Origin of the sequence: Rhizobium changzhiense, assembly GCF_013087625.1 — a bacterium.
GTDB classification, from domain to species: domain Bacteria; phylum Pseudomonadota; class Alphaproteobacteria; order Rhizobiales; family Rhizobiaceae; genus Rhizobium; species Rhizobium sophorae.
In genome coordinates this window covers 308,072-322,530 of the sequence record NZ_JABFCQ010000006.1, presented here as the reverse complement: position 1 = coordinate 322,530, position 14,459 = coordinate 308,072, and the positions used below count along the sequence as shown (strand labels likewise).

General features: G+C 62.3%; 16 protein-coding genes. 10 read left to right on the top strand and 6 right to left on the bottom strand.

Features of this window, described 5'->3' with window-relative positions:
* The first annotated feature begins 1 nt into the window (after position 1).
* Positions 2-391 carry a Cu(I)-responsive transcriptional regulator gene (cueR, locus tag G9X68_RS26860; protein ID WP_171604959.1) on the top strand — a complete coding sequence of 130 codons (390 nt, stop codon included), beginning with the start codon at positions 2-4 and terminating at the stop codon, positions 389-391.
* Positions 392-433: 42 nt separating this feature from the next.
* Here cueR and G9X68_RS26855 read toward each other — a convergent pair whose 3' ends face one another.
* Entirely contained in the window at positions 434-742 is a 309-nt protein-coding gene (locus G9X68_RS26855) for a hypothetical protein (RefSeq protein WP_171604958.1), read from the bottom strand.
* A gap of 186 nt (positions 743-928) precedes the next feature.
* Here G9X68_RS26855 and G9X68_RS26850 point away from each other — a divergent pair, with 186 nt between their 5' ends.
* From G9X68_RS26850 to G9X68_RS26840, 3 genes are read left to right on the top strand one after another with little or no spacing between them, the layout of a single operon-like run.
* Positions 929-1,468 (top strand): sigma-70 family RNA polymerase sigma factor, encoded by a 540-nt coding sequence (locus G9X68_RS26850; protein ID WP_171604957.1) that lies wholly within the window; start codon positions 929-931, stop codon positions 1,466-1,468.
* Positions 1,455-2,222, top strand: coding sequence for an anti-sigma factor family protein (locus G9X68_RS26845; protein ID WP_171604956.1), 768 nt, complete (start codon positions 1,455-1,457; stop codon positions 2,220-2,222). Before G9X68_RS26850 ends, G9X68_RS26845 begins: the two co-directional genes overlap by 14 nt.
* 20 nt (positions 2,223-2,242) lie before the next feature.
* Positions 2,243-2,953: a Bax inhibitor-1/YccA family protein gene (locus G9X68_RS26840; protein ID WP_168266777.1), complete on the top strand. Its 711-nt coding sequence runs from the start codon at positions 2,243-2,245 to the stop codon at positions 2,951-2,953.
* 120 nt (positions 2,954-3,073) lie between these two features.
* Here the strand turns inward: G9X68_RS26840 and G9X68_RS26835 are convergent, their stop codons facing one another.
* The 4 genes from G9X68_RS26835 to repA all read right to left on the bottom strand — a co-directional run bounded on the left by G9X68_RS26835 (position 3,074) and on the right by repA (position 7,945).
* Positions 3,074-4,207 (bottom strand): RHE_PE00001 family protein, encoded by a 1,134-nt coding sequence (locus tag G9X68_RS26835; RefSeq protein ID WP_171604955.1) that lies wholly within the window; start codon positions 4,205-4,207, stop codon positions 3,074-3,076.
* A gap of 180 nt (positions 4,208-4,387) precedes the next feature.
* A complete protein-coding gene (gene repC, locus G9X68_RS26830; RefSeq protein WP_171604954.1) occupies positions 4,388-5,602 on the bottom strand; it encodes a plasmid replication protein RepC in 1,215 nt (404 codons plus the stop codon).
* Positions 5,603-5,756: 154 nt separating this feature from the next.
* Entirely contained in the window at positions 5,757-6,752 is a 996-nt protein-coding gene (gene repB, locus G9X68_RS26825) for a plasmid partitioning protein RepB (RefSeq protein ID WP_171604953.1), read from the bottom strand.
* A complete protein-coding gene (gene repA / locus G9X68_RS26820) occupies positions 6,749-7,945 on the bottom strand; it encodes a plasmid partitioning protein RepA (RefSeq protein ID WP_026154606.1) in 1,197 nt (398 codons plus the stop codon). Before repA ends, repB begins: the two co-directional genes overlap by 4 nt.
* A 203-nt stretch (positions 7,946-8,148) precedes the next feature.
* Here repA and cobF point away from each other — a divergent pair, with 203 nt between their 5' ends.
* From cobF to G9X68_RS26795, 5 genes are all read left to right on the top strand, one after another.
* Positions 8,149-8,913 (top strand): precorrin-6A synthase (deacetylating), encoded by a 765-nt coding sequence (gene cobF / locus G9X68_RS26815; protein ID WP_171604952.1) that lies wholly within the window; start codon positions 8,149-8,151, stop codon positions 8,911-8,913.
* 73 nt (positions 8,914-8,986) lie between these two features.
* Entirely contained in the window at positions 8,987-10,366 is a 1,380-nt protein-coding gene (gene cobG, locus G9X68_RS26810; protein ID WP_171604951.1) for a precorrin-3B synthase, read from the top strand.
* 2 nt (positions 10,367-10,368) lie between these two features.
* A complete protein-coding gene (locus G9X68_RS26805; RefSeq protein ID WP_171604950.1) occupies positions 10,369-11,001 on the top strand; it encodes a precorrin-8X methylmutase in 633 nt (210 codons plus the stop codon).
* On the top strand, positions 10,998-11,729 hold the full coding sequence (locus tag G9X68_RS26800) for a precorrin-2 C(20)-methyltransferase (protein WP_171604949.1): 732 nt from the start codon (positions 10,998-11,000) through the stop codon (positions 11,727-11,729). The genes G9X68_RS26805 and G9X68_RS26800 overlap by 4 nt, the downstream gene beginning before the upstream one ends.
* Positions 11,726-12,490, top strand: coding sequence for a precorrin-3B C(17)-methyltransferase (locus G9X68_RS26795; RefSeq protein ID WP_171604948.1), 765 nt, complete (start codon positions 11,726-11,728; stop codon positions 12,488-12,490). The genes G9X68_RS26800 and G9X68_RS26795 overlap by 4 nt, the downstream gene beginning before the upstream one ends.
* Here G9X68_RS26795 and G9X68_RS26790 read toward each other — a convergent pair.
* Positions 12,454-13,224: a cobalt-precorrin-6A reductase gene (locus tag G9X68_RS26790; protein WP_171604947.1), complete on the bottom strand. Its 771-nt coding sequence runs from the start codon at positions 13,222-13,224 to the stop codon at positions 12,454-12,456. The genes G9X68_RS26795 and G9X68_RS26790 overlap by 37 nt on opposite strands.
* On the opposite strand from G9X68_RS26790, the gene cbiE reads away from it, so the two are divergent.
* A complete protein-coding gene (gene cbiE / locus G9X68_RS26785) occupies positions 13,223-14,455 on the top strand; it encodes a precorrin-6y C5,15-methyltransferase (decarboxylating) subunit CbiE (protein WP_171604946.1) in 1,233 nt (410 codons plus the stop codon). The two genes, G9X68_RS26790 and cbiE, sit on opposite strands and share 2 nt — an antisense overlap.
* The last annotated feature ends 4 nt before the right edge of the window (positions 14,456-14,459 follow it).

Genomic DNA, 14,459 nt, shown 5'->3' with positions numbered 1-14,459 from the left:
GATGAATATCGGCGAAGCATCGGAACGGTCCGGCCTGCCTTCCAAGACCATCCGCTACTACGAGGATATCGGTCTCATCCGCCCCCAAAGGGGCGGAAACGGCTATCGCGACTATGCCGCAACCGACATCCACAAACTGCGCTTCCTGCAGCGCTCGCGCGGCCTCGGCTTTTCCGTCGAGGAATGCCGGCAATTGCTGGCGCTCTACGAGGACAAGGACCGGGCGAGCGCAGACGTCAAGGATATTGCTGAGACCAAGCTTGCCGAGATCGACCGCAAGATCCGCGAACTGACGGAACTGCGCCGCACGCTCGAGCATCTCGTGCATGCCTGCCACGGCAACGACAGGCCGGACTGTCCGATCCTCGAAGAGCTTTCGGACGGCAGCTGACCATTTCAGAAAAGCGAGCGCCTCGCTTCTGGCGAGACCTGCTCAGGAAAGCTGCGGCATGTTCTGGTTGGCCGCCTGCGAGGATTGAGCCCGCTCGTCGGTCTCCTCATCTTCGCCGTCGTCCAGCACGCCGTCATCCAAGCGGTGCTTGATCGCGAGCGCATAGATCACGTCGAGAATATTGCGGTCTCTCAGATGAGGATCGGTTAGGGCGAGAAGCGAGGCCCGGACGATCTTTCTGCTGGTGGCCTTCGGGCAACGCCCCTTGACGAAATCGTAGAGCGCCTGATCCGTCAGCCCTTCCATGGCGCCGTCCACGAGAGCTTCGTAGACCCGCTTCTTTTCCTTCATTCTTGATTTTCCCCTTCAAATCAGCCGCGCCATGATCTGTCATGTAATTGTCATAAACAATCGCGGATTTAAGGCACCCCTTCGCTGGAGCGGGATATTTGAGATGATCCGGCGACGGACTTCGGCCCGCACGATTTTTTTAAGCCCGCCGGGAATAAAATCCTCCGCGTTTCCGTATACTCAATCATGGAACGGAAAGACCGCCCCTTCGATGTCATCGGACAGCTCGCAGCGTTGAGGCGCTACGCTCGCTCGCTGGTGCGCAATTCGGACGAGGCGGAGGATCTGGTGCATGATGCGCTGGTGCGCGCCTTCGAGAAGCGGAAAAGCTTCCGCAGCGGCGGCAACCTGCGCACCTGGCTACTCTCCATCCTGCATAATGCCCATATCGACCGTCTTCGCCGGAACCGGTCGCTGACGCGCCGTCACGATGAGGCGGCTGTCGAAGCCGAGCAGTCGCTGCCGGCCGGCCAGGAACATGCCGTGCGCCTGCAGCAGGTGCGCGACGCTTTCTTCGACCTGCCGGAGGAACAGCGCGAGGCGTTGCACCTCGTCGCCATCGAAGACCTGTCCTACCAGGAAGCCGCCCAGGCGCTCGGCATCCCAGTCGGCACGCTGATGTCGCGCATCTCGCGGGCCCGCGCGCAGCTGCGCGAATTCGAGGAGAAGACGCCGCGGGTTTCGCATCTGAGATTGATCGAAGGGAACGGCAATGAAAGCAATTGATCCGATCCTCGATGCCGATCTCGACGCCTATGTCGACGGCGAGCTCGATGTTGCCCGTCGCATCCAGGTGGAATCCTATCTTTCCGAGAATCCGGCGATTGCCGCCAAGGTCATGGCCGACCTCAGCGTCAAGGGCGAACTGCGTCTGGCGCTTGCCGGCGAAAGTGCCTTTGGCCGCCCCGAGACCCGCGATGCCGCCCGCCGGCTGGAACGTGGCCTTTCCTATGGCCGCATCTTCCATTCGATGCAGCGCGTTGCCGCCGTCGGCATTCTGATCGCGGCCGGCTGGGTGGCACACAATTCCTTCGGCGCCTTCTCGGCGACTGAGGTGGTAGCATCGGTTCCGGCACCCGCCTATGTCGAGGATGCCGTCCGCGCCTATCAGACCGCGGCGCTGCGCCAATCGATGCCTCCGCAGACGCCGGCCACCTATAGCGCCGACGATATTCGTGCCGCCACCGCGATCGTGATGCCCGAACTGCCTAGGGATTGGAAAGTCGCCGACGTGCAGATCTTCCCGTCCGAATTCGGCCCCAGCGTCGAGATGGCGATCGAACAATCAGATGGAAAGCAACTGTCGCTTTTCGCCGTCCGTCCGGGCGCCTTCGAGGTCAAGCCGGTCAGTCATCTCACGCTGGAAAAAGCAGAAGCCGCCTATTGGCAGATCGGCGAGGTCGCTTATGCGCTGATTGCCGACGATAGCGGCCTCAATCTCGACCAGGCGGCCGAACGGCTCGCCCGCTCGCTCTATTAATTCAAACCGAGGAGATCAGCATGAACCCGATCAATCCCCGCTACGGCGCCGTCGCCGGCTCCCAGGCCCTCTTCGACGAAGGCCTGCGCCAGCACATGCTGCGCGTCTACAACTATATGGCTCTCGGCCTCGTCATAACAGGCCTCGTCGCCTTCGTCGTCGGCTCGACGCCGGCACTCTACGTCCCGATCTTCGGCTCGCCGCTGAAGTGGGTGGTGATGCTCGCGCCGCTCGCCTTCGTCTTCTTCTTCTCGTTCAAGATCCAGACGATGTCGGCCAGCACCGCCCAGATCACCTTCTGGGCCTTCTGCGCCGTGATGGGCCTGTCGCTCGCTTCCGTCTTCCTGGTCTTCACCGGGATGAGTATCGCGCGGACCTTCTTCATCACCGCCACGATGTTCGGCGCCACCAGCCTCTATGGCTATGCGACGAAGCGTGATCTCTCGCGCATGGGCTCCTTCCTGATGATGGGCCTCTTCGGCGTCATCATCGCCTCGGTCGTCAACATCTTCCTGGGTTCCAGCGCACTGCAGTTCGCGATCTCCGTGATCGGCATCGTCGTCTTCGTCGGCCTCACCGCCTACGACACGCAGAACATCAAGGAACAGTATTCGGAAAACTACGATCAGGAATCGAACCAGAAGCTCGCCGTATTCGGTGCGCTCTCGCTCTACCTGAACTTCGTCAACATCTTCCAGCTTCTGCTCAACTTCACGGGCGAGCGGGAATAGGGACTGCGCTTCTGGGGGCAATGGAAGCGCAAGAGCGCCTGGTCTGCAGTCTGTGACAGGATGGCGGACTGGGTGCTCACTTAAAGGAAACGGCCGGGTCAACACCCGGCCGTTTTCGTTTCAGATGATACCCCAGGCGCGATAGCGGCCCCGGCCGGTAATTTCACGAATGCCGATCTCATTGACGAGGTTCAGCGCACCGCGCGGCGTGATGCGCAGCTGACGAGCGATCATCGCCGCAGAGACCATTGGCCGCGACAGGATGAAATCGGCAAGCTCCGGCAGGCTGCTGTTCGAACGGCGGCCGCGAAAGCGAAGCTCCATCTGCGTGCGCGCTAAGGACAAGCGATCGATTTCCTTGAGGCCGGCCACAGCACCCAGATGCATCGCCTCCAGAAAGGCTTGCAGCCGCGTGACGCGATCGCGTGCCCGACGACGCTCATGGCGCACCAGCTTCAGCCCGCCATAGAAAGAAAAGAGATGCGAGGCGACCTTGCCGCGGGCGCGTAGATGGCTTGCGACCAGAAGACCCCCGAGCCAGTGCTGACGCCGCAACGGCTCGATCCTTTCCCAGGCTTCGAAGAGGATGATAGCGCCGAGTACCGGCGGCAAGCTATCGGCCAATGGCTGGACACTCCGCCACTCCGCAAGCCGCTGTTCCTCATCCCATTCGTCATCACCGAGCAAGCCGAGAGGATCCTCGTTGTGCCTTGCCGGGGTAACGGCGGCCGTCTCGCTTGCCGGCGTTTTCCCGGTGTGGATATCGAGCAGCTTCTGCGAGCGTGCAAGAAGCGCATCGATCTCCGCCATCTCGGCAGCAAGCGGCCCGTCCTCATCCTCGCCCTCTCCGTCGGTCTCGAGCGGAACTGCCAGGCTCTTCGCTTCCTGCGCTTTCCCCTCCCCTTCCCCGCCAGTCGCAGTCAGAGTCGCTAGGCCCGAGACGCCAAGTGCCCAGGAGGGGTCGCCGGTCCAGATGCGCCGACGAGCCCGCAGCACGGAATGGGCGATCGTCAGTTCGTGGGTGGGAGCGCGGCTATCCATATGCGCATCATGCAAAACGAGATCCTCGACATGCACGAGTTCGCCGGCCACCCAGAGCGCGCCGGCAGCGTCGAAGAAATGGCTGCGTTCGGCAAATCCCTCGCCGACCGGCGAGCGCAATACCCGTTCGTCCAGCCGCGCCACCGCATCCTCTGCCACGGTAAGGGCTGGAAGCAGGGTTTGAAGCATTGCACCGTCGATATCGTAGCGCATTGTTAAGCTTTACGGTTTTTCACAAATGGAAGCAAAACGTGTGTTTCCTTCCGCCATGTATGGCATGGTTAACAGTGTATTTCAACAAAACTGGAGGGAATGAAGCCGATAAGCTGGCTGATTGACCGGCCGCATATGCTTCTAGCCGTCGCAGCTGGCGCGAAGCTTTTTCACAGCCGTTCATCCGGTTTTCCTCGCTGTCGGACCATTTGCCCGCATCAGTGCCATCAGCATCGGTCCGAGCGAGAATTCGCCGCGTTCCGCCCGCCGTGTCAGGTCACGCAGGTAGCCGCCGGCCGAGTTGATATGTCCGCCCCTTTCCAGAATGCAGGCGATCACCGTAGCCGCGTTTTCCGGCCCCATGACATCGCAGGCCAGTTGATAGGCGCTGGGGCTGACGCCAAGAGTGGACCGGACGATGACGGCCGCGGCCATCAGATCCCGCCAGCTGCCGATGCCGCCGCTCGGGCCGTAAGCGATGATCTCAGGGCAGGCCTGCAGCACCATGGCGAGGGGGAAGGATTTCGGCGGTTCGCGCCAAGGCCTCGGCTCTTCCTCCGGCTTTGCGCCCTGCTTCGGTTCGAAGCTTGGTTCAAGTTCTGAAATGGGGTTTGGGTTTGAATTATGTATGTGCCGACCGTTTTGGTTATCATTGGCGTCTGTTTTTTCTGTTTTCGACTTCGATTCCAACGTCTTGACGATCAATTCCCGGAAAGCTTCGAGATCGGCCAGCAGGCTTTCCATCTCGGCGGCCGACGGGCGCCGTGGCAGGCTTGCGGAAAGCAGATTGAAATGCTTCTGCATCTCGATCCATTCGCCGGCAATTTCCTCCTCCAGAGCGATCTCGATGAGCTTGGTGATGTCACGCCGGCAAAGTGTCAGGCGCTCCCTCAGGCGCTTCCATTCGAGCTTGGCGGCCATCACCTGAGCCGCCTGCGCCTCGATCTCGCGAGCGCGCACCAGGAGCGGCGCCAGGCTGAAGCCAAATGCCTCTCCAAGTCCGCCCTCGCCGTTGCGGCGGGCAAAACGTTTCCCGTTCGGGCTATCCCGCCGTATGATCAGGCCGGCTTCCACCAGCATCGCCAGGTTCCGCCGCAACGTTGTACCAGCCATGCCATGCGTGCGAAGCGACAGCTGCTCGTTCGACGGAAAGACAACGAAACCGTTGGCCTCGGCAATCTCGTTCTTCGGGTAGAAGGTCAACAGCGCGTTGAGAACAGCGAGCGCACGGTCCGATACGCCGACTATGTCCTTTGCTTCGCAGAGCGCACGAAAAATCTTCCACTTGTCGACCGATGCGTCCGGATCGACCTTGCTGGCGCTTTCCTGGCTTGCCAGCATGCCACGTGTCATCGATCGCCGCCCAAAGGGCGTCGATATATATTGAGGCTCCATGTCCCTCACCTTTTTTCAAGGCAAAAGAAACCTACCACCCAAAAGGATGCCGAAGACGCTTGACAGTGATTCGAGGAAGTGCGATTCTCAGATTGTCCAGATATGAGAAAGGCTTCCGCGGCGGCAACGTTCGGAGGCTTTTTTCTTTTGCGGTCTACTCTCCTGCTTGCAACTTGCCGGCCCGATAGGCTTCGTAAAGCTCATCGAGACGGCGTGAAATGTAAGCGCCGAAATCCGGCGCGTCGCCGGTCTTCAACGCGATCGTGAAGGAATTGCCGGCGCTCTTGATTCGGCCGGCAATCTTGCCGCCGCTCTTCGGCTTCCAGTCATATTCCGTGGTTTCGGACTTCGCCTCTTTCTTGGCGAGCTCGGCAACCAAAAGCTCGAAACGGCGGTCGCTCTCTTCCGCCAGGAAACCTTCCGAAGCAATGAGCTTCGCAAGCCGCGCGCCCGTCATCCCATTCCAGTCCTGGGCAAGCGCCATCCACCTGCGTCGGCCGATGCCAGGCGCTGCTCCGACCGACCTGACGATTTCGGCGGGGATGGCTTTTGCGACGGATATCAACTTCGATAGCTCCGTCTTATCCGTCGATAGCGCTTTCATGATCACGGGACGCTCAAAACCCTTGAGCTCGAGATTGAGGGCAAAGACCGCGCGCTCGATATAAGAAAGGTTCCGACGCGCCGAATTCTCAATGCCCTGAGCAATGACGACATCGGTATCATCAAGCTTGCGGACGATTGCCTGCACCTTGCGCCCGAGCAGCTTGACCGCCTGCAGGCGGCGATGGCCGTAGGCGATCTGGTAGCGGTCCTCATCATTGGGATGACGGCGAACGAGGATCGGCACTTCCTGGCCGTTCTCAGCAATCGACTGCACCAGCTCATCTTCCATATCGAGCGGCTGGTCGGCAAGGCGGTCGCGGACGAAGGAGGAATCGACCAGATCGGGATCGAGTTCGACGATGCGTTCACCCGAGAGCAAGGCCTCCTGCATCGCCCTGCTCTCTTCCTCCATGCGGCCAAGGGTCAGCGCCATCGTCCGAACCGGCCCGGCCGATCCGCGCGAAGATGGCTCCTCGTAGTTGGCCGCGGCCAACTCCTGCGCCGTATCGTCGAAAAGACCTTTTAGGCGATCGCGTCTGCTCATGCTCGACCCCAGGCTTTGTGAATACCGGCGAGAACCTCGCTGTTGGCGGCATTGACCGATTCCAACGCCCGGTCATAGGTCGAGCGGCGCACCTGCCCCTTCTCGATCTCGTAGAGCGTCTGCTTGGTTAGACCGACATCGGCGATTGCCGTCGATTTGAGAATGGTCGCCGTCAACACGTCATCACTGAAGAGGCTGCGCAGCAGCGCAACGATCTGCGACTGCGGCGCATCGAAGGGTTCGTGACGCGTGACGACATATTTGATGAAGTCATGCTGCAGGTCCCCGCCGGCCTTGCGTACGACGGAAAGCAGATCCGAGGTCATCAGCAGGAACTGCGACATGGAAGCGACGTCGACCATCTGCGGATGGATGGTGATGAGCAGCGATGTAGCTGCGCAGACGGCGCCAAGCGTGAGATAGCCGAGCTGCGGCGGGCAGTCGATCACGACGATGTCGTAATCGGCCTCGACCTCGGCAATGGCAACGCCAACGCGACGGAAGAACAGCTCGCCAGGTCGCTGCCGGTCGTTCAGTGCCCTTGGCGTCTCATGCTCAAACTCCATCAGTTCGAGATTGCCCGGCACCAGATCCAGCCCGTCGAAATAGGTCTTGCGGACGATCTCCTTCAGCGGCTTGCGGCCCTCATCGTAACGAATTGCGCCATAGAGCGTATCGCCCTCGGAAAGATCGAATTCGGGCTGAACGCCGAGCATGGAGGAGAGCGAAGCCTGCGGATCGAGATCGATCGCAAGCACCCGGTAACCCGCCAGCGCCAGATACTGCGCCAGATAGAGCGTCGTCGTTGTTTTGGCCGAGCCGCCCTTGAAATTGGTGACGGCAACCGTCTGCAGCTTTTCGCCAGGGCGACGCCACGGCTGATAGGAAAGCGCGTCCTTCGGCTTGAGCTTCGCCATATACTGGCGCAATTCGTTGATCTGGCCGAGCGTGTAGGAACGCCGGCCATTCTGGGCAAGATCCGGCTGCGGTCCCTTGCCATCCAGTGAAAGCTGGCGAAGATAGCCATCCGAGACGCCAATCATCTGGGCAGCCTCGCCGGAGGAGAAGGTACGTAACGTCTTCTGCGAGAGCGGCGGAAACAGCTTGTCGCGGAGGAGCTTCAGTTGCCGCGAAAGCTGGTTCGCATGCCGCTCGATCCGTACATCTGTCGTCGATACGCTAATGTTGTCCAAAACACCCAATCCTTTTCGATGCGCTTTTCTGTCAACATAGCGTCAAAAAGCGTATCGAAAGTGACACGATTCGGGATTTGCAGCAACAACAGGGCTCAGATGCCACCCACAGGCCCGGTTGGCCGCGGCCAACTCCCTGTTCGCCCCTTGCGGCGAACCGGCTTTTTCGGCAAGACCGCCAGGACTCAACGGGGAGCATCCGCTTGAAGCATATCCATATCATCGGCATCGGCACGGGCAACCCGGAGCACCTCACCATACAGGCGATCAACGCAATGAACGCGGCCAATGTGATCTTCCTGCCGGTCAAGGGCGTCGGCAAGGAAGAGCTCGCCGAAATCCGGCGGGATATTTGCGAACGCTATATCACACGGCCGGCTGGCAGGATTTCAGAATTCGCGGTGCCGCAAAGGCAGACGGCGGACAAGACCTATGTGCAGAGCGTCGACGCCTGGCACGGCGAGATCGCCCGCATTTATGGAGAACTGATCTCCGGTCTCCCGGATGAAGGCAGCGGCGCCTTTCTCGTCTGGGGTGATCCCAGTCTCTACGACAGCACGATCCGCATCATCGAACGCGTGCGCCGGGAAGGCCGCGTGGCTTTCGACTACAGCGTCATTCCCGGCATCACCAGCATCCAGGCGCTAGCGGCCAGCCACAGGATCCCGGTCAACCTCGTCGGCAAACCGATCGAAGTCACCACAGGCCGCAGGCTAGCGCAGGACGGACTTCTGGCCGACAGCACCGTCGTCATGCTTGACGGCGAGCAGGCTTTTGCCAAGATCGACGATCCCGACGCCGAGATCTTCTGGGGCGCCTATCTCGGTACCAAGGACGAGATCGTCAGATCAGGACGACTTGGCGACATTGCTACCGACATTCTGACGCTCAGGGCCGAGGCCAGGCAGCGGCACGGCTGGATCATGGACATCTATCTCCTGCGCAAGGGCCGGGATTTCGACGAATAGCCAGTTCGAAGCGCTTCCAGCATGCTTTGCCGGCCCGGCTGCGATCATGTAAGAAGTGGCCAGAGGATCGAGAATGAGCATTAAGGCCGCAAAGGCGAGCGACAGGACAGGCGAGGCGGATCTGCGCGGTCGCCCGACGGCGATGCGTAGACGCGGCGCCTGCCCCGCCCTTGCGGCGCCCATGCCGACCGGCGACGGTTTGCTGGTACGGCTGCGGCCGGCCGGCGGCGCGTTGACGCCGTCGCAATTCGCAAGCCTTGCCCGCTCTGCCGCAGCACATGGAAACGGCATTCTGGAAATCACTGCCCGCGGCAATCTGCAGATCCGAGGCCTTCGGGCTGAGACCGTCGGACAGCTCACCGCTGATATCGATGCCGCCGGGATCACCGTGCCGGACGGGCCGGCGATCGAGACATCGCCACTGCACGGCATCGACCCGGAGGAGAGAAGCGATCCGGCCGCTATGGAAATGGCCTTGCGCAGCACGCTACACGATCTGCTTGCCTCGCCGCGGCTCGCGCCAAAGCTCTCGCTCGTCGTTGACGGTGGCGGAGCCTTCGGCTTGTCAGCGCTGTCCGCCGATATCCGTATCGTCGCGCAATCCCCCACAGATTGGCTTGTCGCGATCAATGGCGACGGTGAAACTGCAATGCCGGCCGCCATCGGTCCCACGGAGGCTGCGATATCAACCGTTGGCGAGATTCTAAGCTTGTTGGCGACCCTCGGGCAGGGCAAGCGTGCAAGGGATATCGATCCGGCGCTTCTGCGGGCGCGTTTTCCCGCAATGGATGACATTCAATTCATTTCGTCCCGCGCGGCAGGGATGCCGCTTGCCGGCTCGCACAGGCTTAAGGACGGCAAAACCATACTCGGCGTCAGGCCGGAATTCGGGCAGATGAGAGCGTCCGATCTGATAGCCTTGCTTGACCTTGCAACGGATCGTGGCGCAACAGCCGTCCGGTTTGCGCCCGGTCGCGGTTTCTTCTTCATCGGGCTTTCCGCCGATACAGTGCCAGCTATGCAGATCGCTGCAGCAGGACATGGCTTCAGCACCCAGCCCGGCGAGAATACCGAGCATATCGCCGCCTGCGCCGGCGCCGGCGCCTGCGGCTCCGCTTTCTACGAGACGCGGACCTTGGCGCGCCGGCTCATTGCCGTGGCACCTGCCCTTTTCGACGGTTCGCTGACGCTGCATCTATCCGGCTGCGCCAAGGGCTGCGCTCATGCCCGGCCGGCGCTGACCCTGACGGGCTCCGCGGAAGGTTATGGCCTCATCCTCAATGGCCTAGCGGCGGATCAGCCGGACGAACTGATCGCTGGCGGTCGGATCGATTTCGCTATAGAGAGGCTCGCCCGGTCCATCGAAGACAACAAAGACGCTGGCGAATCGACCGCCGCCTGCCTTACACGGCTTGGCGCAACCGGCGTTTCGAAGGCGCTGCGACAGGAATAGGAATGCCAGACTACGATTATATCCGCAGCGGCGATGCGATCTACGAGCGTTCCTTTGCCATTATCCGCGCCGAGGCCGATCTTTCGCGCTTCACCGACGATCAAGCCGAAATCGCCGTGCGCATGATCCATGCCTGCGGGCTGGTCGAGGCGGCGGAGCATTTCGTCTTCTCCGCCGATGTCGTCGGCGCGGCGCGCGCCGCACTGAAGGGCGGGGCGCCGATCTTCTGCGACGCAGAGATGGTATCCCAGGGCGTCACTCGGGCGCGGCTGCCGGCGCTGAACGAGGTGATCTGCACTCTACGCGATCCCGCGACACCGGAGCTTGCGCGCGAGACCGGCAATACGCGCTCTGCCGCCGCCATGCATCTCTGGCTCGATCGGCTCGGCGGCAGCGTTGTCGCGATCGGCAATGCACCGACCGCCCTCTTCCATCTGCTCGAACTCCTGCGCGACGGCGCCCCGAAACCGGCGGCGATCCTCGGCATGCCCGTGGGTTTCGTCGGCGCGGCAGAATCGAAGGATGCATTGGCGGAAAATTCCTACGGCGTACCCTTTGCCATCGTCCGCGGCCGGCTCGGCGGCAGCGCCATGACGGCAGCCGCCATCAATGCCTTGGCGAGGCCGGGCCTATGACGACAAGCGGCCGTCTTATCGGCGTCGGCACGGGTCCCGGCGATCCGGAGCTCCTCACCCTCAAAGCCGTGCGCGCCATCGAAGGCGCGGATGTGATCGCCTATTTCGCCAAGCAGGGCAGGGGCGGCAACGGCAAGGCGATCGTCGAGCCGCTGCTGAAATCCGGGGTGACGTTGCTGCCGCTCTATTATCCAGTGACGACCGAAATCGACAAGAACGACGAACGCTATCAGAGGCTGATCACCCAATTCTACGATCTGTCCGCCAAAGCTGTTGCCGGGCATCTCGATGCCGGGCTGACTGTCGCCGTTCTCAGCGAAGGCGATCCGCTCTTCTACGGCTCCTATATGCACCTACATGTCAGGCTTTCCACGCGGTACCCGACGGAAGTGATCCCGGGCATCAGCGCCATGTCGGGCTGCTGGTCGCTGGCGGGCATGCCGATCGTCCAGGGAGACGACGTCCTTACCGTACTGCCCGGTACGATGGCCGAGACCGAACTGACGCGCCGCCTTGCCGATACGCAAGCCGCCGTCATCATGAAGGTCGGCCGTAATCTGCCGAAGATCCGCCGGGCCTTAGCGGCGGCCGGCCGGCTTGAGGAAGCCGTCTATGTCGAGCGCGGCACCATGGCGAATGCGGCGATGGAAAAGCTTGCCGACCGGACCGACGGCGATGCACCGTATTTTTCGCTCGTGCTGGTGCCGGGCTGGGAGGCGCGCCGATGAGCGGCAGGCTTTTCGTGATCGGCACCGGTCCCGGCAATCCCGAGCAGATGACACCGGAGGTGCTCGCCGTCGTCGAACAGGCAACCGATTTCTTCGGTTACGGACCCTATCTCGACAGGCTGCAGCTCCGCGACGATCAGTTGCGGCATGCCTCGGACAATCGTGAGGAGCTCGGCAGGGCAGGGGCAGCCCTTGCCATGGCAGCGGATGGCGCCAAGGTCTGCGTCGTCTCCGGCGGCGACCCCGGCGTCTTCGCCATGGCTGCCGCGGTCTGCGAAGCGATCGAGAATGGGCCGGCCGCCTGGCGCGCGATCGATCTCACCATCCTGCCCGGCATCACGGCGATGCTGGCCGTGGCGGCAAGAGCAGGCGCGCCGCTTGGCCACGATTTCTGCGCCATATCGCTGTCTGACAATCTAAAGCCTTGGAATATAATCGAAAAACGTCTTGAGTTGGCGGCGAAGGCAGGCTTTGTCATCGCGCTCTATAATCCGATTAGTCGGGCGCGGCCCTGGCAGCTCGGCGACGCCTTCAAGCTGTTGCGTGACCATCTGCCCCCAGCAACGCCGGTTATTTTCGGGCGGGCGGCCGGGCGGCCGGATGAGCGCATCGCAGTCCAGCAGCTGTCAGACGCGGACGCGTCGATTGCCGATATGGCGACCTGCATCATCATCGGCTCCGCCGAGACACGCATCGTCACGCGGCCAGGCCGGCTGGACCTCATCTATACGCCGCGTTTCATGGCGGGAGGAAACAGGTGATCGATCGCCGCCAGCGCCGCCTCGACAGTGTCGACCGCCTTGACGTTCGAGGCCGGCGCGCGCGCGACCATCATCACCTCGATACCGAGCAGGCGGGCTGCTTCGATCTTCGCATAGGTGGCGGCACCGCCGCTGTTCTTGGCGACGATGACGTCGATGTCGTGCTGCCTCAGCAGATCGCATTCACCGTCCAGCGTGAACGGACCACGCTCGAGGACATAATCGACATTATCAAGCGCAAGCGCCGGTTCGATGGGATCGACGCTGCGGACGAGATAGTGATGTTGCGGTGCGGCTTGCGCATGATGCGCGCCCTGCCGGCCCGTCGCCAGGAAGACATGGCGGGGGGAGGGGCCAAGCGCTTCGATGGCAGCCGGAATGCTCCGCACCTCCCGCCAGCGATCGCCCGGCCGGCGTTGCCATTCGGGACGGCGCAAAGCGATGGCAGCAATGCCGGTGGTCTCAGCCGCGAAAGCGGCATTGGCCGAAATGCGCTCGGCGAAAGGGTGGGTGGCGTCGATCAACAGGTCACATCCGCCGGCCTTCAGGAAATCGGCAAGTGCGGCAGCGCCGCCGAAACCGCCGATACGAACCGGAACAGGCTGCGCGGCCGGTTTTTCGGTGCGGCCGGCAAGCGACAGAAGAACATCGCAATCATCACGCCCCGCGAGCGCCTCAGCCAGCAGCCGCGCCTCGCTGGTGCCGCCAAGGATCAGGATGCGGGGTCTTCCCATGTCTGATGTCTCTCCTGCGTCCGGCCAGCGCTGGCTGACTATTATCGGCATCGGCGAAGATGGTCCAGAAGGGCTGGGCGAGGAAGCGAAGAGGCTGATCGCGGCCGCACCTGCCGTCTTCGGCGGCGCGCGGCATCATGCACTCGCTGCATCGCTGATCATAGGCGAAAGGCTTTCCTGGCAGAGCCCGTTCGAGCGCTCGGTCGACGCTATCCTCGAAAGGCGCGGCACGCCTGTTGTCGTGCTCGCCTCCGGCGATCCCTTTCTCTATGGCGTCGGCGCAACGCTCTCCCGCTACGTGGCCGCGGAAGAGATGCGCACCATCCCCGCACCCTCGGCCTTCAGCCTTGCCGCGTCCCGCCTTGGCTGGCCGCTGCAGGACGTCGCGACGATTTCGCTGCATGGAAGGCCGGTCGACCTGATCCGGCCGCATCTGCACCCCGGACGACGCATCATCGCGCTGACCTCGGACGAGAAGGGGGCCGGCGATCTGGCTGCCCTGCTGACTGCTGCTGGCTTCGGTCAGTCGCGACTTACAGTGCTCGAGGCGCTTGGCGGTGCTCGGGAGCGGCAGAGAAGTGCAGTGGCGGCGGATTTCGATCTTCTGAACATCGATCCCCTGAATGTCTGCGCAGTCGATGTTGCGGCAGGGGAGGGGGCTCGCATTCTGCCTTTTACCGCAGGGCTCGAGGACGAGCTGTTCGAGCATGACGGGCAGATCACCAAACGCGAAATCCGGGCGATGACGCTGTCGGCGCTCGCACCGCGTCACGGCGAGCTGCTCTGGGATATCGGTGCAGGCTCGGGATCGATCGGCATCGAATGGATGCTCGCCGATCCCAGCCTGAAAGCCATCGCCGTCGAGCAGTCGCCGGAGCGGGCGGCACGCGTCGCCCGCAACGCATCCGCCTTCGGCGTGCCGCATCTTGCCGTCATCGAAGGTATCGCGCCCGGCGCGCTTGCGGGCCTGCCGGAACCCGATGCGATCTTCCTCGGCGGCGGCGGCAGCGAAGCTGGCGTCATCGACGCCGCGATTGCCGCGCTGAAGCGGGGAGGGCGGCTCGTCGCCAATGCCGTGACCTTGGAGATGGAAGCCGTGCTGCTCTCTGAACACGCCAAACGCGGCGGCACGCTGACACGGATCGAAATATCGCGCGCAGGCGCCGTGGGCGTCATGAGCGGTTGGCGGCCGGCCATGCCGGTGACGCAGTGGCGCTGGTCAAAAGGATGACGAG